The sequence below is a fragment of the Shinella sp. GW821-FHT11G07 genome (genome assembly GCF_058808115.1).
The window spans coordinates 331,301-349,318 of sequence record NZ_JBXARJ010000001.1; the positions used below are offsets into that span (position 1 = coordinate 331,301).

15 protein-coding genes are annotated in these 18,018 nt (G+C 63.2%); 8 read left to right on the top strand and 7 right to left on the bottom strand.

The features are described 5' to 3' along the window. The first annotated feature begins 7 nt into the window (after positions 1-7). On the top strand, positions 8-589 hold the full coding sequence (locus tag AC1RT2_RS01490; protein ID WP_493098801.1) for a tyrosine phosphatase family protein: 582 nt from the start codon (positions 8-10) through the stop codon (positions 587-589). Positions 590-648: 59 nt separating this feature from the next. Here the strand turns inward: AC1RT2_RS01490 and AC1RT2_RS01495 are convergent, their stop codons facing one another. Both AC1RT2_RS01495 and AC1RT2_RS01500 read right to left on the bottom strand, forming a co-directional pair. Beyond that, positions 649-3,792: a CHAT domain-containing protein gene (locus AC1RT2_RS01495; RefSeq protein WP_493098803.1), complete on the bottom strand. Its 3,144-nt coding sequence runs from the start codon at positions 3,790-3,792 to the stop codon at positions 649-651. Between the two features lie 147 nt (positions 3,793-3,939). Next, positions 3,940-4,833 carry a LysR substrate-binding domain-containing protein gene (locus tag AC1RT2_RS01500; protein WP_493098805.1) on the bottom strand — a complete coding sequence of 298 codons (894 nt, stop codon included), beginning with the start codon at positions 4,831-4,833 and terminating at the stop codon, positions 3,940-3,942. A 96-nt stretch (positions 4,834-4,929) separates the two neighbouring features. On the opposite strand from AC1RT2_RS01500, the gene AC1RT2_RS01505 reads away from it, so the two are divergent. The 5 genes from AC1RT2_RS01505 (at position 4,930) to AC1RT2_RS01525 (ending at position 9,701) form a co-directional block, all read left to right on the top strand. Then, the gene (locus AC1RT2_RS01505) at positions 4,930-5,952 is read left to right on the top strand and encodes an agmatine deiminase family protein (protein WP_493098807.1); all 1,023 of its coding nucleotides are present in this window, start codon (positions 4,930-4,932) and stop codon (positions 5,950-5,952) included. A gap of 104 nt (positions 5,953-6,056) precedes the next feature. Then, entirely contained in the window at positions 6,057-7,055 is a 999-nt protein-coding gene (locus tag AC1RT2_RS01510) for an agmatine deiminase family protein (RefSeq protein WP_493098809.1), read from the top strand. Between the two features lie 26 nt (positions 7,056-7,081). Beyond that, complete coding sequence (locus AC1RT2_RS01515) at positions 7,082-8,167, top strand: extracellular solute-binding protein (protein ID WP_493098811.1); 1,086 nt, start codon at positions 7,082-7,084, stop codon at positions 8,165-8,167. 235 nt (positions 8,168-8,402) lie between these two features. Next, entirely contained in the window at positions 8,403-9,314 is a 912-nt protein-coding gene (yghU, locus tag AC1RT2_RS01520) for a glutathione-dependent disulfide-bond oxidoreductase (RefSeq protein WP_493098813.1), read from the top strand. Between the two features lie 9 nt (positions 9,315-9,323). Further along, positions 9,324-9,701, top strand: coding sequence for a hypothetical protein (locus tag AC1RT2_RS01525; protein ID WP_493098815.1), 378 nt, complete (start codon positions 9,324-9,326; stop codon positions 9,699-9,701). A 68-nt stretch (positions 9,702-9,769) separates the two neighbouring features. On the opposite strand, the gene AC1RT2_RS01530 is transcribed toward AC1RT2_RS01525, so the two are convergent. Further along, positions 9,770-10,777, bottom strand: a complete 1,008-nt coding sequence (locus AC1RT2_RS01530) for an iron ABC transporter substrate-binding protein (RefSeq protein ID WP_493098817.1) — start codon at positions 10,775-10,777, stop codon at positions 9,770-9,772. A 274-nt stretch (positions 10,778-11,051) separates the two neighbouring features. Here AC1RT2_RS01530 and AC1RT2_RS01535 point away from each other — a divergent pair, with 274 nt between their 5' ends. Then, entirely contained in the window at positions 11,052-12,575 is a 1,524-nt protein-coding gene (locus tag AC1RT2_RS01535; RefSeq protein WP_493099547.1) for an ABC transporter permease, read from the top strand. Continuing rightward, a complete protein-coding gene (locus tag AC1RT2_RS01540) occupies positions 12,572-13,606 on the top strand; it encodes an ABC transporter ATP-binding protein (protein ID WP_493098819.1) in 1,035 nt (344 codons plus the stop codon). The genes AC1RT2_RS01535 and AC1RT2_RS01540 overlap by 4 nt, the downstream gene beginning before the upstream one ends. A 111-nt stretch (positions 13,607-13,717) precedes the next feature. On the opposite strand, the gene AC1RT2_RS01545 is transcribed toward AC1RT2_RS01540, so the two are convergent. The 4 genes from AC1RT2_RS01545 to AC1RT2_RS01560 form a co-directional block, all read right to left on the bottom strand. Continuing rightward, complete coding sequence (locus AC1RT2_RS01545) at positions 13,718-14,914, bottom strand: GGDEF domain-containing protein (RefSeq protein ID WP_493098821.1); 1,197 nt, start codon at positions 14,912-14,914, stop codon at positions 13,718-13,720. A 269-nt stretch (positions 14,915-15,183) separates the two neighbouring features. Then, positions 15,184-16,506: an NAD(P)/FAD-dependent oxidoreductase gene (locus AC1RT2_RS01550; RefSeq protein ID WP_493098823.1), complete on the bottom strand. Its 1,323-nt coding sequence runs from the start codon at positions 16,504-16,506 to the stop codon at positions 15,184-15,186. Positions 16,507-16,615: 109 nt separating this feature from the next. Continuing rightward, positions 16,616-17,536 carry a DMT family transporter gene (locus tag AC1RT2_RS01555; protein ID WP_493098825.1) on the bottom strand — a complete coding sequence of 307 codons (921 nt, stop codon included), beginning with the start codon at positions 17,534-17,536 and terminating at the stop codon, positions 16,616-16,618. Positions 17,537-17,602: 66 nt separating this feature from the next. Continuing rightward, positions 17,603-17,995 carry a Rid family hydrolase gene (locus tag AC1RT2_RS01560; protein ID WP_069062759.1) on the bottom strand — a complete coding sequence of 131 codons (393 nt, stop codon included), beginning with the start codon at positions 17,993-17,995 and terminating at the stop codon, positions 17,603-17,605. Between the last annotated feature and the right edge of the window lie 23 nt (positions 17,996-18,018).

Sequence of the window (18,018 nt, forward strand, 5' to 3'; positions counted from 1 at the left end):
TTCGAAAATGGACGTCGTCTTCTCTCCAGAGCTCTCGGTTTGCGGGATCGAGGAACTGCCGGGCCAGCAAGCCCGGAACGTGACCCACGTGCTGTCGATTATCGACCCGGAATACCCGGAGTTGGACGTGTTCCAGACCTACGGCCAGCACCACCGCACCACGTTGCGCTTCCACGACATCATTGCCGCGGCGCCGGAACGGACCATGCCGCATCCCGACCATGTCGAAGCGATCCTGCAATTCGGCGCGGACTTCCACGGGCGACAGGGGGCGAGCCATCTGCTCGTGCATTGCCATATGGGCATATCGCGCTCGACGGCTGCCATGCTGACGCTGATGGCACAGGCCAATCCGGACGAACCGGGCGAAGCCTTGTTCACCCGTCTTGTCGGCATTCGTCCGCAAGCCTGGCCGAACTCGCAGATGGTGAGCTTTGCCGACGAACAGCTCGGCCGAAAGGGTGACCTCACGGCAGCCCTCGGCCGCCATTACGGTCGCCAGATCCGGAACCGTCCGCAGTTCACCGAATGGATGACGACGTTGGGCCGCAAGGCCGAACTCGACATGGCAATCTTCGACAACGCCTAGAGCTTTGCTTTTACGCAATTCCGGACGCAAAATCGGCACCCACTTTTGCTGGAATTGCTCTAGTTCTCGAACAGCACGAACGCGGCCCAGACCAGCGGATCCCTTGCCGTCGGGATCCGCCCTTCGATGGCATCGCGCCGCGTGCTGCGCAACGCGGCTGCATAGGTCTGGCCGGCCTTCAGGTGTTCGTAGAAGCGCACCATGAAATCCGCTGTCCCGTCGTCGGCGACGGGCCAGAGCGTCAGCAGGGAGCGCTTTGCACCGGCAAGGCCCACCGCGGTCGGCAGACCTCGCACGCCGCCCACGAAGGCCTCGTCGCCACGGCCTGTCTCACAGGCGGACAGAACCAGCAGGTCGAGGCCGGAAAGGTCCCAGCCCATCAGCTCGAAGGCATAGAGCCGCCCGTCCTTCTCGTCGCGGCGCATGGCACGACTGTCGCCGGATTGCGCCAGGATGACCTCGCTCTGCCAGAGCGTGTCGACATTGCTGGCGCCGCCGTTCTTCGGGCTACCATAGGCTCCGTGTGTGGCCAGATGGGCAATGGCGGCTCCCGTCATGCGCTCGCGGAGCACTGTTTCGCCGACATCCGTTCCCGTGAGGGTTTCGATTTTCAGGCCGGGGCGGGACAGGACCTTGCCGATGGCTTCCACCTCGCGCAGGGTGCCCGGCAAGGGCATGGCACCGCCCTCCTCTCCCCTGGCATAGTCGATGCCACCCGCCAGCACGACCCGGCCCTTTGCGGGCAGCACACGATCGTCGACAGCGCGGTAGAGCGCTTCCGGCTCCGTCAGGAGCCGCAGCGTGAAGCGCTCTTCGAGCAATTTGCCGCCGGCATCCTCCAGCAGCGAAAAGGGCAAGGCGAACAATCGCCCGTCCGGCACTATGAAGAGCGTCTTCGCACTTGATATTTCCTTTTCGAGCGGCGCGACCAACCGGTCGTGCAGGCTTGAGAAGGCACGTTTGCTCGCGTCTATGCGCAATCCTCTGTTGTCATCTCCACTGCGCTCACGCGTCTGGAGGGCCGCGACAATCTCCTCGTCGTTCGACAACAGTTCCCGCGGATCACCGAGCGCTTTCAGCACCGGGCCTGCGCCTTTGCGCCAGATGATGGCGTAGAGCCTGGTATCCGCGATCGGATCGGCGCCCTCCCTGTCCGCCCGCCATTTGCGGGTCGTGAAATACTGGACGAGCGCCTGATCTTGCCCAAGCAGATCCGCCGATGTCGGCAGCGCCTGGTTCAGCACCGTTTCGCGATCGAGATGATAGCGCGCAACGATCCGGTCGTTGAGCTGCTTTTCAAGCGTCTTGGTCTCCGCCAGGTATTCGTAGGCGAGGTCTTGTTCGACATCCGCCGCAAACGTCTCGCGGGCGATGCGTGAAAGGCGCGAGATGCGTTCTAGCAGGCGGGCGGTTTCACCATCCGACGGGTCGATCGTGCGGGCGAGTTTCAGGATATTGTCGGCATCGGCGGTCGCCAGCGACGGCCAGCGCCGCGTCGCATCGGCAAAGGCCGGCACCGCCGCGGGATTGTGCTCGGCAAAGCGCGCATAGTCGTAGAGCATGCCATCGGCCATGGCGCGCACCGCTTCGCCGACATCGCGCCCGCCGGCGACCGAGACCTGGAGATTCACCCAGCCAAGCATGTCGCGGTCGATGCCCGCAAACTCCTGCGCGGCGGTCGCCTTGTCCGTCGCGGCTTTGGCATTCGCGATGGCAATGCGCCCGGCAAAGGCGAGCGGATGGGCCATGCCCATTTCACCGCCGGCAATGCTGTAGGCCTGCTGCAGATGTTTGATCTGGCGCTCCGTATCGCCTTTCAGTCCAAAATGACCGGCAAGAAGATCGGCCGCTTTCATGCTCAATATGGCCGGGTAGTTGGAATCGGTGATGAGCGCATCCATGCGGCTGATGGCGGCCGCATCCAGCGGCGCAGCACCCGAAAGGAGATCGGTATAGGCAAGCCAGGCCTCCATGCCGGCAATCGTCACGGGATCGCCGAGCGCCTTGGAGATGTCGAGGCAGAGAGCGAAATAGCGCCGTGCTTCGCCATAGTTGCCAAGATCGAGATAGTTCTGCGCGGTGTTGTTGGCGCTCACCAGCGTGTTGAAGTGATTCTGCCCGTAGTGGCGGGTTCGATTTTCCAGCACCTTGAGGTCGTATTCCAATGCGCGCGACGGCGAACCAAGACCGCGCAGCATGTCGGCCAGATTGTTGGCGATGCGCCATGTAACGGTGTCGTCTTCACCGAGCGCTTTCTGGGCGATCTCGTAATTGCGCCGTTCGAGGTCGATCGCGGTGCCGTATTGCCCGACATCCGACAGGGCTGTCGCCAGCTTGTCCGTGGCGTGGATCAGTTCGGGGGATTCGTGGCCGTAGAAACGGGCGTAGAGATTGGTCGCCATCGAATAGAGCGGCACGAAATGCTGCTGGGTATCCGGCACCGCCGTGCGGAATTCCGCATAGGCGAGATAGAAATCGGCCAGCTCCTTCGCATCGGCCCGGATCGCCCGCGTCTGCTCGGCCTCGTGGAAGAAGGCGGCCGCCTCGTCGTTGAGGCCGCTTGCATGAAGGCTGCGGGCGATCTGCGTGTAATGCCGCAGCGTCACAGCATGCAGTTCGGTCTTCTGCGAGGTCACGAGCGCCGCCCGGATCTTCTTTAGGCCATCCTCCAGACGGCCGTTTTCGAGCAGGCTGTAGGATGTGCGCACCCGGCCGTCGATATCCTGCTCGCTGTTTTTGCCACGCACCTTGCGGATTCGCTCTTCATAGAGTTCCCCGAGCGCATCCTGCCGGTCCTTATCGCCAAGCTTGCCCTTGGCATCCATCAGCAGTTCGAGCAGCAGATTGGCGCGCGTCTCCTCGACCGGATCGAGGGTCGCCAGCAGTTCCTGCATTCGGGGGTAATATTCCGCGTCGACGCCCGCGGCATCCCCCGCGCGCATGGCGTAATCGGCGGCTGAAACGGCGTAGCTGGCGGCAAGCCAGGCCTCGCCTTGCGCCTTGAACCGCACGCTCGCCTCCTGCGCCTTGCGGCGGGCACCGTCCGTGTCGCCCTGCTCGGCGAGCGCCTTCATCTCCACCGCAATCGCATCCGATTGCCGGATGGCCTCCTGCGTCGGCGCATGGGCAAAACCCGGTGCGGTCAGGAAAACGAAAAGAATTAAGGAAACAGCAAGGCGATGAAAGCGAGAAAACAAAGACATAAAGACACTTCTCGAGGCTTTGAAAGGATCTATCGGCGCGCCTGATCGAGAAGCGCCACTGCTACAGCTTCGACGGTCAACATAAGACCCTTATTCAAAAATCAAGACCAGAGGTGCCCGCACGGCGACGCCGTGACGCGGTGCCGGTTAATCCGTTTCCCTTTCCATCGCCTGCTTCTCCAACCAGGACCAGACGTCCCGCACGTCGCCATCCTTGAGCCGCTCCGGGCTGGAAAACGCATACCAGGCGCGGCCCGAATCGACTGTCTCGACGAAGGGCCGGACCAGGATACCGGCGGCAAGAGCGTCTCCAGCCAGGAACAGGCTCGCCAGCGCAATACCCTGCCCCAACTCCGCAGCCGCAAGGGCAATGTCGCTATCGCTGAAATTCGTTCCCTTCCAGACTTTGCCGGCTTCGGCGCCGACATGGTCCAGCCACTCGGCCCAACCGATCGGCCCCTCCTCGTGGATCAAGGGCGCGTGCAGCAGGTCGGACGGATGGGTCAGCCCCACTGCAAGTCCCGGATTGGCAACGGGCGACAGGCGGTCGCGCGCGATCAGAAGGCTTTCGCAACCGGGCGGCGGCTCTTGGGCGTGGATGAGGGCGATATCCACTTCCATCGTCTCGAAATCGACAGCCGCGCCGCTCGTGTCCAGCCAGGGTTCGCAGGCCGGCGCAGCCGCCCTCAGTGCCGGCAAACGCGACAGGAGCCAGCGCCGGGCAAAATCCTGCGGCGCATAGATGACGACGCTGCCGGGCTTGCGATAAGGCTCGAGGCGCCGGTAGCCCTCCTCCATCATGTCAAGGCAGCGCCGTACCGTGCGGTGATAGTCGCGCCCGGCATCCGTGAGGCGCACCTCCCGGCCGATGCGCAGGAACAGCGGCTGTCCGATCTGGCCTTCGAGCAGCCGCATCTGGTGGCTGATGGCCGATTGGGTGAGGCCTACTTCTTCTGCCGCTCGGCTGAAACTTTCAAGGCGGGCAGCAGCCTCGAACCCCTTCAGGAACTGGGTCGGCGGAATATGCCGGAACTTCACCATTCATGAATTCCATTCATTTCAAGCAGGAATGCTTCTCGTTTGTACGCCGCATTCGTTCGGCGAATAATGAGCGCAGCAAATGAACAGGAGTCAAGAATGGATACGAGAGTATCGCCGCAACCACAGGTGAAGCTGCGCCGGCCGGGTGAATTCGAACCGCATGCCAAGACCTGGATGGCCTGGCCGCACCGCAAGGATCTCTATGGCGAGCGCCTGCCGGCCATGCAGCGGGCCTATGCCGACGTCGCGCACGCCATCGCTGGTTTCGAGCCCGTCAGCATGGTGGCGCATCCAGCGCACGCCGCAGATGCCCGTGCCTATCTCGGTGACGGTATCGAGGTGGTCCCGATGCCGATCGACGATTGCTGGATTCGCGATTCCGGTCCGACCTTCATGAAGCGGGACGATGGCGGTCTTGCCGGCGTTTCCTGGCGCTTCAATGCCTGGGGCGGCAAACACAAGCCTTTCGACGCCGACGATGCTTTGGCCGGCCGCGTGCTGGCGCATGAAGGGGCGGAGATCGCGCAATCGTTCATTCATTGCGAAGGCGGTTCGCTGACCTGCGATGGCGATGGCACGCTCATCGCCACGGAAACGAGCCTGCTTCATCCCAACCGCAATCCGGGCCTTTCGAAAGCCTGGGTGGAGCAGGAACTCCTGCGCATGCTCGGCCTTGAAAAGGTCGTCTGGCTGCCGGGTGATCCGCTGGACCTGGAGACGGATGGTCATGTCGACGGCATGTGCTGTTTCGTGCGCCCGGGCGTCGTGATGTTCGAATACAATCCCGATCCGACCGATCTGCACGGACGCATTCTCGCCGACAATCTCGCCGCCCTGCGCAGCCAGACGGATGCGCGCGGCCGCAGCTTCGAGGTCATTCCCATACCGGAAGCCTACGACGTCGAGGCGACCAGCGAGATCTTTGCGCGCTCCTACATCAATTTTGCGCTGACCAATGGCGGCGTGGTGATGCCGACGTTTGGCTGCCCCTCCGGCGAGGAGGCCAGGGCAGCCGTTTCCGTCGCCTTCCCGGACCGCCGGATCGTCACCGTCGATGTCGGCGCCGTCGTGCCCGCCGGCGGCGCGATCCACTGCATCACGCAGGAACAGCCCCTGTGACCGGACAATACACTGCCCTGTCACGCCGTAGCTTTGTTCTGGCAACCGCAGGATTGGCATTGATGCCAGCAGCGCGCAGCCGTGCCGAAGAGGAGAATATCGGGATGATAGCCGTTCCCGCCGAAGCCGAGCCACACGAGAGAACATGGATGGCCTGGCCGTCGACCCCAAGCCTCTACGGCGGCCCCGGCGCCTATTTCGAAAGCGTTCAGGAAACGCTCGGCCGGCTTGCCGCGGCGATCGCTGAAAACGAGCCTGTTTCCATGGCCACCCCGGCGGACCAGCATGGTTTGGCTGCCCGTCTCTGCGGGCCGAAGGTTCAGCTTGTCGATATCCCGACCGACGACATGTGGGCGCGCGACAGCGGCCCTGTCTTCGTCCGCAAGGCAGATGGCGGCGTCGCCGCCGTCGATTTCGGCTTCAACGGCTGGGGCAACAAGCAGGCTCATGCGCGCGACGGCAAGCTTGCCGCACGGATTGCAGCGCTGGCGGGCGTCGACCGTCACGATGCGGACCTCTGTGGCGAAGGCGGCGGTATCGAATATGACGGCGACGGCACGCTTCTCCTCACCGAAAGCTGCTGGGTGAACGACAATCGCAATCCCGGCATGACGCGCACCGACATCGAGCAGCGCCTGAAGGCCGCCCTCGGTGTCGAAACCGTCATCTGGGTTCCGGGCGTGCGCGGGCTCGACATCACGGACGGGCATATCGACGGTTCGCTACGCTTCGTGGCACCGGGTCTCATCGTGGCCAGCAGCTATCCCGGCGATACGTCGGAATGGGCGCACGCCCATGACGAGGCGCTTGCCATCCTGGCGAAAGCGCATGACGCCCGCGGCCGTACCTTCGAGATCGCTTCCATTCCCTCGGCAACCGAGGGTCGTTCGACGAGCGAGGACTTTTTGAGCAGCTACGCGAACTATTATGTCGGCAACGGCGCACTCTACACGCCGCAATTCGGCGACAGGAAAGCGGATGCGCTGGCGAAGAATGTTCTCGGCCGGCTGCATCCCGGCCGCCGCATCGTCCAGATCGACGCCGACCGCATCTACGAAAACGGCGGCGGCATCCACTGTGTCACGCAGCAGCAACCCCGATGACCCGCCATCAGAAACGGAGAACGACGATGAAACGCTGGCTGGCACTTGCGACGGCATGCCTTTTCGCCACCTCGGTCGAGGCCGAAGAGAAGGTTCTCTACCTCTATTCCTGGGAATCCTACTTCAGCGCCCAATCGATTGCCGAGTTCGAGAAGGAGACAGGCATCAAGGTTTCCTACGACCTGTTCGATTCCAACGACATGGTCGAGACCAAGATGCTGACGGGCAAATCCGGTTACGACCTTGTGACCGTCAACCTTTCCCCCCACCTGCTGCGCCAGCTTCCGGTCGGGGTCTGGGCGCCGCTGGATCGCACCCGTCTTTCCAACCTCGGCAATCTCGATCCCGCCGTTCTGACCCGCGGCGAAAGCGTCGATGCCGGCAATGCCCACAATGTGCCCTGGATGTGGGGCACGACCGGGGTCGGCTACAATGTCGAGAAGGTGACGGCGATCATGCCCGACGCGCCGGTCGATTCGCTCCGCATGGTCTTCGATCCGCAGATCGTTGAAAAATTCGCCTCCTGCGGCGTTGGCATGCTCGACGATGCCGAACAGGTGCTGGGCCTGGCGCTCATCTATCTCGGGCTCAACCCGGACACGACCGACAAAGCCGGACTCGAAAAGGCAGTGGAAGTCGTCACCAAGGTCCGGCCCTATGTGCGCAAGTTTCATAGCTCCAGCTATGTCAACGATCTCGCCGACGGTAGCCTCTGCCTCGCCATCGGCTTTTCGGGCGACATGCTGATCGCCAGCAGCCGCGCCAAGGAAGCCGGCAAGCCGTTCACCGTTACCTATCGCCTGTCGAAGGAGGGCAACCTGGTCTGGACCGACGTGCTCGCCATACCGGCCGACGCATCTCACCCGCAAGCCGCGCACGCCTTCATCGACTTCTTCATGCGCCCTGAGATTGCGGCCGCGGCCGCGACGGAGACCGGCTTCTCGATAGCGAACAAGGCAGCACTCGCCCTGCTCGACGAAAATCTGCGGGAAAATCCCAACCTCTATCCTTCCGATGAGGCGCAGAAGCGCCTGCATCTGCCGAAGGCGCTGAGCCAGAAAGCCCTGAAAATGTGGTCGCAAGCCTGGGACCGCGCGAAAGGATTGCGATAGCCCTCAGCGGCGTCGCATTCGCTTCGCTTCACCTTCGAGCCAGCCGCGTAAAAAGCCGCCTTCTGTCTGACAATGTCGGGAGGCGGCTGTCGCAGTTTGTCAAAACCATCCCCATCTGAAGGATGCCCGGGCATGCGGGCACGATAGAACTGTGCAGAGATGCAGCGCGCCGCCTCGTGCCGGGTGACGCTGCGCTCGCAAATTGGATATGCTCCTTCAGAACAAGGATATTTGCATGACTGAGAAATCCCCAGCCGATAATTTCCCCGCCGGCTACGAACCTGCGAAAGTCTGGACATGGGAAAAGGGCAATGGCGGCACCTTCGCCAATATCAACCGCCCCATCGCCGGTCCGACCCATGACAAGGCCTTGCCGGTCGGGAAACATCCACTGCAGCTCTATTCGCTTGCCACGCCGAACGGCGTGAAGGTGGGCATCCTGTTGGAGGAGCTTCTGGCGGCGGGACACGCGGGCGCCGAGTACGACGCCTGGCCGATCCGCATCGGGGACGGCGACCAGTTCGGTTCCGGCTTCGTCGATGTCAACCCGAACTCCAAGATCCCGGCGCTGTTCGATCACGCGCCGAAGGGCGGCGGGGCACCGGTGCGCATCTTCGAATCGGCCTCCATACTGCTCTATCTCTCCGAAAAATTCGGCGCCTTCCTGCCGGACGACCTGCGCGCCCGGACCGAGACCTTCAACTGGCTGTTCTGGCAGATGGGCTCGGCACCCTTCCTCGGCGGCGGCTTCGGCCATTTCTACGCCTATGCGCCGATCCATATCCAATACGCCATCGACCGCTACGCGATGGAGGTGAAGCGCCAGCTCGACGTGCTCGACCGGCATCTGGCCGAAAACCAGTTCATGGCGGGTACTGCCTATACCATCGCCGACATGGCGATCTGGCCCTGGTACGGTGGCCTTGCGCAACACAAGCAATATGGCGACGCCGGCACCTTCCTCGATGTCGACAGCTACAAGAACGTCCAGCGCTGGACGGCCGAAATCGCCGCCCGACCGGCCGTCAAGCGCGGCCGCATGGTCACCCGGCTGAACGGCGATCCATCCGAACAGCTGCACGAGCGGCACGATGCCTCCGACTTCGAGACGAAGACGCAGGACAAGATCGGCCAGGAAACGGCATAGGAGCATCCCATGGCAACCCTGCCCGACATGATCAAGCACCGCGGCTTTCCATCCGGCATGCCGGGCACGGGCGTGCAGTTCACCATCCGCCGCGCCAATCCACGCGGAGTGACGCCGATCAAGGCATTGCCTCGTCGTGGCCGTCCCGGCACCGCCGAACACCGCATCGACGCGGCCTTCCTGCATGCCCTCTGGCACCATTTCGGCCCGGAACCCTTCGAACGCGGCAATCTCGACGCCGCCCGCCTCAGTTTGCTTTTCGGCCGCGAGGTCTTGGCGGTGGAGAAGGAGTTCGACCCGATGTCCTATGAGGCAATGCTCGTCATAGACGAGCGGGTCGCCCGCAAAAGCTTCCCTGAATCGTTCGAGGACGTGTTCGAAGTATAGGCAGGCGCCCTGCGATCCCAGCTTGTGAAATGGACGGTGCGCGGCCGATAGACGCGCACCGCCAAGCATCAAAGCAGGCCGGCGGCGGTCATCAGTTCCACGACCTTCTTGTTGTCAAGCGTTGAGGCCTCCACCTTCGGGGCATCGAGATCCTTGAGCGGAACGAGCTTGGGATTGGCATCACCCGCAATCGCATATTCGAAAGAATCGCCATCGCGCAGGATGGACTGGCCGGACTTGCCGGTGATCCATTTCAGGAAGGCCTGCGCCTCCTTCTGGTGTTTGCTGGTCTTCAGGATGCCGCCGCCGGAGATGCTGACGAAGGCGCCCGGGTCCTGGTTCTTGAAATAGTGCAGCGCCACGTTGCTGCTGTTTTCGCCGGTCTTCGCCTGATCGCCGAACCAATAGTAGTGATAGATCACCGCCCCTTCGATTTCACCGGCATTGACCGCCTTCATGGCAACGCTGTTGCCTCTGTAGGGCGTCGCATTTTCCTTCATCGCCGTGAGCCAGGCGGACGTCGCCTCCTCGCCCTTGAGCTGCAGCAATGCCCCCACAATCGCCTGGAAATCCGCGCCGGCGGGCGACGCGCCCCAGCGGCCCTTCCAGGCCGGATCGGCAAGATCGAGCATCGACTTGGGCAGCGTCTCCGCGCTGAGCTTCGTCTTGTCATAGGCAAAAACTGTCGATCGTGCGGCGATGCCGGTCCACATGCCATCTGCCGGGCGATACTCCGCCGGCACCTGGTCGAGCGTTTCCTTGTCGACCGGTGCAAAGCGTCCTTCCGTATCGAGCAACGCCATGGCCGGCGAATTTTCCGTCAGGAACACGTCGGCCGGCGTCAGGTCGCCTTCCTGGAGGATCAGGTTGGCGAATTCCATGTCGCTGCCCTTGCGGACCACCACCTTGATGCCTGTCTCCTTCGTGAAGGCCTCGATCCAAACCTTTCCGAGCCCTTCATGCTGGGCATTGTAGATGACGAGTTCATCCACTTCCTGCGCGCGGACGCTTGACGCCAGCGACGCCGCTGCAAAGAGCGACAGCGCTGCCGCTGTCATTCGGATCGACATGTTCATGGTGTTCTCCTGCTCGAAATCCGGGTGCCGGTGCAAAACTGGCCAACAAGACTCTACTTATAACGGGATCGCGACCGTTTCCAGAAGCGATGTGCGGTTCGCCGGCTGCCTATGACAAACCATTGCCTTTTACTCAGGAAATCCTTAGGGCAAGGTCGGATGGCCGCGGAATGCTGCAACGGCCTCCACTTGTTCGCGTGGCATGAAGGCATGGGCCGTGTTGCAGGATAGCACAGCGGAAGCATTCACCGACGCCTGGCCGGCGCGCAGGCGCGTGGGCACGTCGCTCCCACATGTGCCGGTGATCGTGTTTGCCGCGCTGGTGGCGCTGTTCAGCCTCGTGCCACTCGGTTTCATCGGCTGGGTGACCTATGATGTCGGCTGGGAAACGGTGAAGACGCTGGTCTTCCGCCCGCGCGTCGGCGAACTGATCCTCAGCACCCTCTATCTCGAAGTCCTGACCATTCCGCTGTCGATCGCGGTCGCCGTAGGCCTCGCCTGGCTGACGGAACGCACCGACATTCCGGGCGCTCGCCTCTGGGCGTGGCTGGCGATAACGCCACTCGCCGTGCCGGCCTTCGTGCACAGCTATGCCTGGGTCAGTCTCGTGCCGGGCATGCGGGGTCTCTCCGGGGGCGTGTTCGTTGCGGTCCTCGCCTATTATCCGTTTCTCTACCTGCCGGTGGCCGCGGCTCTCCGGCGGCTGGATCCCGCGGTGGAGGATGCCGCCGCCTCGCTTGGCCTTGCGCCCGTCGCCGTGTTCTTCCGCGTGGTCCTGCCGCAATTGCGCCTCGCCATCTGCGGCGGCTCGCTGCTGATCGGCCTGCATCTCCTGTCGGAATACGGCCTGTTCGCGATGATCCGCTTCGATACGCTGGCGACCGCCATCGTCGATCAGTTCCAGTCCTCCTATAACAGCCCGGCCGCCAGCATGATCGGCGGCGTACTGGTCGCTTGCTGCCTTTTCCTGCTTGGCCTCGAAGTGCTGCTGCGTGGCAACGAGCGTTACGCCCGCGTCGGTTCTGGTGCTGCGCGACCGGCCACCCGGCAGCGGCTCGGGCGTCTCTCTCTGCCGATCCTGCTCCTGCCCGCAGCGCTCGCGGTCCTGACCCTCGGCGTGCCGCTGCTGACACTCGGCCGCTGGCTTTGGCTTGGCGGCGCCGCCATCTGGAACAACGAGGTCACAAGCGCGATGGGGCAAACCATGCTGCTGGCCCTCGCCGGCGGTATCCTCGCGACAATTGCCGCAGCGCCCATGGCCTGGCTGTCCGTGCGCGCACCCGGCCGGCTGCAACGCCTTCTCGAGGCCTGCCATTATTATGTCGGCTCGCTGCCGGGCGTCGTGGTGGCACTTGCGCTGGTATCGGTCACGGTGCGGTTCCTGCTGCCGCTCTACCAGACCTTCGCCCTGCTGCTCGCCGGCTATGTGTTGCTCTTCCTGCCGCGCGCCATGGTCGGCCTGCGCGCCAGCCTTGCGCAGGCGCCGGTGGAGCTGGAGCGCGCGGCCATGGCGCTCGGCCGCACGCCCGGCCAGGCGGTGCGCCAGATCACGCTCAGGCTCGCCGCACCCGGGGCTGCAGCCAGCGTCGCCCTTGTCTCGCTCGGCATCACCAACGAACTGACCGCCACGCTGATGCTGGCACCGACCGGCGTCGATACGCTCGCCACCCGGTTCTGGGCGCTCACCAGCGAGATCGACTATGTCGCCGCCGCACCCTATGCGGTGATGATGGTCGTGCTGTCGCTGCCGCTCACCCTCCTCCTCCATGCCCAATCGAAACGGACCGCCGGCCAATGACGCTGCTGCATCTCGAGACCATCAGCAAGCGGTACGGCCCGGTAGCAGCGCTGGACGATGTCAGCCTTTCCGTCGAACCCGGCAGCCGGACCGCCGTGGTCGGTCCCTCCGGCTCGGGTAAGTCGACGCTGCTCCGCATCATCGCCGGTTTCGAGTTTCCCGACAGCGGCACTGTACGTTTCGATGGGAAGCAGCTCGCCGAAGGACCGGCGGGCGTGCCGGCACACAAGCGCGGCATCGGCATCGTCTCACAGGATGGCGCGCTGTTTCCGCATCTGAGCGTCGCCGAAAATGTCGCCTTCGGCTTCGAGCGCGGCGCGCCGGATCGGACGCGCCGCATCGCCGAACTGCTGGACATGGTCGAGCTCGACGACGCCATGGCGACGCGTCGACCGCACCAGCTATCCGGCGGGCAGCAACAGCGCGTGGCGCTGGCCCGGGCGCTCGGCCGGCGGCCGCGCCTCATGCTGCTCGACGAGCCCTTCTCCGCCCTCGACACGGGCCTGCGCGAGACCATGCGCAAGGCGGTCGTGCGCGTTCTCCAGACGGCCGGCATCACCGCCATCCTCGTCACCCACGACCAGGCGGAAGCGCTCTCCTTCGCCGATCAGGTCGCCGTGCTGCGGGAGGGGCGCCTGGTTCAGGCCGGCTCGCCCCAGACGCTCTACCAGCATCCGCGCGACCGGGAAACCGCACGGTTTCTCGGCGACGCCGTGCTGCTGCCGGCAACGGTCACCAACGGCTTCGCCGACTGTGCCCTGGGGCGCGTGGCGGTCGAAGGCGGCCATGCGGGCAGCGCGGAAATCATGCTGCGGCCGGAACAGATCAGTATCGTCGTTGACGGCACCGCGCCACAGGACGGCGGACGCGTCGTCGATGTGCAGTTCGGCGGCGCCGTCTGCACCGTCGCCGTCGCCCTTCCCGATATCGCGTTGCCGCCAATCCTCATCAAGACGTCGAGCATAGCGCTGCCTGCCCTCGGCGCCCTCGTACGCCTCGGCGTGACGGGCAAGGCCCACGTTTTCTCATAATCGGGATGGAACGCTGGCTGAGCCGCAGGTCGGTTGATGAAACCGTTCAGCCTGAGGCACACCGGACGGTAATCCGGGCCAGGCACTGCCGTGCGCCTTTAAACGTTGATCCTAGGCAACACGGGTGCCGGCGACCGGCCCGCCGGCAAGCGCCACCATGTTTCTACCCTTGCGCTTTGCTTCGTAGAGCGCGCTGTCGGCATCCCGCAGAAGCCCTTCGAGCGTCACCTCGGACGGCGCCGCGAAGGCGACACCCAGACTGACGGTCACGCAGCCTTCTTCGAGCCCACGATGACGCATGGCCAGGTTTTCGATCGCGACCCGGATGCGCTCCGCCGTTGCAAGCGCCGTCAGGGGTTCCCGGATGGGCGAAAGCACAAGCATCTCCTCGCCGCCGAAGCGGAACACGAAGGATGCCTCATCCGCCGTGTCGCGGATGCACTGCGAGATGGTGCGAAGGCAGGCATCGCCTTCGATATGGCCGTGGACGTCATTGAATCGCTTGAAATGATCGATATCGAGAAGGATGGCGGCGACCCCCGATTGGTGATTGCCGCTCCACAGCCGCTCGCAAATCCGCGCGAGCGAGCGCCGGTTCAGCAGTCCCGTCAGTTCATCGCGTTCGGAATTGTATTCGAGCTGCCCGTAGAGCAGGCTGGCCCGCAGCTGGTTGAGAAAATTCTGCCGGTCCGTCTGCTCCAAGAAATAGGCACTCACCGCCAGGAAGATCGAGAGCGTCACATAAAAGGTGACGATGCCGGAATAGGTGACGGCGTCGAAGGCGCCGGTCAGCTGCGTGGTGGTGAAATGCGAGGCGCACATCAACACAAGCCCTGCCAGCACGGCGGGAAACCGCGGCCGCAATGCGATGACGAAAAACAGGAAGGCGGCGGAATTGCCGTTCTGGTAGACGAAAAGGTAGGGACTGGCGCTCTGTGTGGCGACGGCCATGGGCAGGGTGACACCCAGCACGGCGATCGCAATGGAGAGAATGTCGTACAGAAGCGCATCCGGCCAGCGGCGAACAGCAAGGATGCATCCGATCACGAAGGGCGTGAACACCAGGAAACGAACGATGACCAGCTCGGTGAAGACGTCCGCCATCATGGTGCGATCGCCGAAATAGACCAGGTCGTAGATCAGCGTGCCGATCACACCCCAGATCGCGGCCAGCCGCACCCGTTCCGCCGCATAGTCCTTGCGGAACGCGGCCTCGATATCCGGGGCGAAGCGCAGAAGGCGAAAACCCCGCGCTATCTGGCGCTCCACCTGGTCCAGCGTCACGACGCCCATCCGAAATCCCCGCATGCAAGATTGCCTGACGTTAGGGCAGAAAGCTGAACAACGACCTAAAGCTGCGACGCGTTGGGCGGCACTCTGTGCCGTAGCGTGACATATTTCCGCATCGAAGCAAGCGCGGGCCGCGGAAGATTGTATGAAAACCCGGCACGGACTTCTTGGCAAAACCGACCAGAATTGCGCCGGGCCGCCAGCCAAACGACGCGCGGGGGCGGCGTCGCCTAGCCGATGACTGCCCTCTCGTACCGGGACACACCGAGGCTATAGGGTAACGCGCGCTAGCTCAGCCCCATCGCGTCTTTCAGACGATAATAAGGGAAGACATAGCGTGCCGCCCTTGTCTTTATCGACCAGAGCGGCACGTCGTGGCGCTGGTCGTAGATGTTGACCGGAATACTGTCGAGATCACGTTTTCCCGCCATGAACTCGCCCATGACCCGCCCGAGATTCTGGGCCAGATTGACCCCGCGCGTCGAAAAGCCGCCGACGGAAAAGACGTTGCGGCCAAGCCGCAGGATATGCGGCAGATAGCTCTCCGTCACCGCGCAGTAACCCTCCCAATAGCTTTCCAGTTCGATGTCCCTATCCGTCAGCTTGGGGAAGAGCAGCTTCATGCGCGCGCGGGCATGGTCCTGCCCATAAGCAATCTTGTTGCCGAAATCGAAGACGGCGCCACCCGAAATCAGACGCCCGTCCGCATCGAGACGGCCGAAGCCGCCGGACTTGCGCAGGTCCGTAAAGCAAAGTTGGCTTTTCAGGATTTCGCCGCGCAACTCCTCGCGCAGCGGCTTCGTTGCGACATGATAGAGGTAAACGGGAATAACCGACTTTTGAATGGCCGGCAGGAAATCGCCCGTATAGGCATTGGTGGCGAAAACGGCGGATTTGGCGAAAACGCGATTTGCCCCGCAGCGGACGACGACACCCTGCCCCGTCTCCTCAAAGCCATCGACCGGACTGTTCTCGAAGATACGCACGCCGCTCTGCTCCGCGGCACGCGCCAAACCCACGGCGAGGCTGTAGGGATTGACGGTCCCGCCCTCGGCGTTGGACCAGCCACCGAGATAGCCCCGTGCACCGAGAAGGTCAGCGACATCAGCGGCGGAATGCCATTCCACCGCGGCGCCGAGCGCTTTCCACTCATCATGGACCTTGCGCACCTTCAGTATCGAGGTATCGGAATGTGCCGGCTGCATCCAGCCGTTCTGCACTGCCGAGCACTTGATCTGGAACGCCTCTATCTGTCGGAAGACGGCATCCGCCCCGTGAAGCACCAGATCGGCAAGCGCGCGACCCTTGCGAGGACCGATGGCGGCTTCAACGACGGAGGGGGTCATCCCACCCGGGAAATGGGGCACGTTGTAACCGCCATTGCGACCGGCGGCACCGTTTCCAACGCGCCCGGCCTCGACCACAACAACGTTCAAACCATGTCGCGTCGCATGGATCGCCGCGTTGAGGCCGGAATAACCGCCACCAACAACGACGAGGTCGGCGGTCTCCTCGCCGACAAGGCGAGGATAGTCGCGAACGGTTTCCTGCAGGGTTTTCGTCCAGACGACGCCTTGCATGGTTGGATCGATCGGGCTTGCCATAGACATGATCAGGGACTTTCGATGAGGTGTTGGGAAAGTGTTTGCGAAACGCGTCGACGCTCACGGCTCTGGGCTGGTGCGTGGTTCTCAGGCGCACACGGCCATGGACCTGTGCTCATGGCAGTTGCGCCGGCAGGTCGCTGTCTGGAACCGTCTCCACCTTTCGCGCCTTACGGTGGGAGATGAACAGGCCGGCAACGACAATAATCGCCGATCCGACGATCATGTTGGGACCCGGAACGTCGCCGAAGAACAAAAATCCGAAAAGCATTCCCCACAGCAGAAGGGTGTATTGGAACGGCGCCAGGATCGATACCGGCGCAAGCTTCAGCGAACGCGTGACGACGAGATGGGCAAATGCGCCGATCACGCCCAGAAGAAGCATGGATGCGCCTTCGGCTATGGTGAAGGATCGCCAGTCGAAAATGGAAGCCGCACCGGCAAGAATGAAGGTGGCAAGTCCCTGGTAGATGCCAAGCGTGGCGTCGCCCGTCCGCGCAAGAGAACGATTGAGCACCAATGTGAGTGCGTAGGCAAGTCCGCCGATGAGCGCAAACCAGGCCGGCGCCGAGAACGCCGATGTCGATGGATCGAGCGCGACCACGACGCCGATGAAACCGAGCAGAACGGCGCTCCAGCGCCGCCAGCCGGCCCGCTCGCCCAGCAGGAAATGCGACGCCACCGTCATGTAGATCGGCCCGGCCATGTAGAACGTCATGACGTCGGCGAGCGGCAGATAGACAACCGCGGCGTAAAACAACGCCGTATCCAGCGTGATGAGAAGCGCGCGCAATACCTGCACGAGCGGTCGATGCACATTGCGGAAGGGATGTTCGCCCTGCTGGCGTGCCAGCGGCACGAGAACGGCAAAGGCGCCGATTGCACGGATGGTCAGCACCTGTGCGACGCCGAAGCTCGCGACCAGGAATTTGGCCACCACGTCATTCAACGCGAAGAGGAAGTAGCCAATGATGACAAGGCCTATTCCCACGGTGAGGGCATGCCGGTTGTCGGGATGAATGAGATTTCGAAGCATGCCGGACGCCCGCAAGGAGGCCAAGAAAGGGAGCGGCCGCCGGCAAGTCCGGCGGCCGCCATTTTATCAGGCGCCGCAGCCGATGACAGCCGTCGCGGAGATTTCGACCTTGACGTTCGGGACCGGGAATTGGACGACGAGCGCTGCATTCGTCGGCAGGATCTCGCCGAAGATTTCCTTCAGCGTCGGGCCGATGGCGGCAAAGACTTCGGCGGAGGTGACATAGGTCGTGATCTGCACGACGTCCTTCAGCGAGGCGCCGGCCTTTTCCAGCCAGGGCTCGATATTGCCGATGACCTGGCGAAGCTGTTCGACCGGGTCGGGGCTGCATTCACCCGTCTCGAAATTGATGCCGACGGTGCCAGACACATAGACCGTGTCGCCCACCTTCACGCAACGGGAATAGCCAAAGGCTTTCTCGAAGGAGGATCCGGAAGAGATGTTGATACGCTTCGTCATAGTCTCAGCCTTTCGTGTCTGAA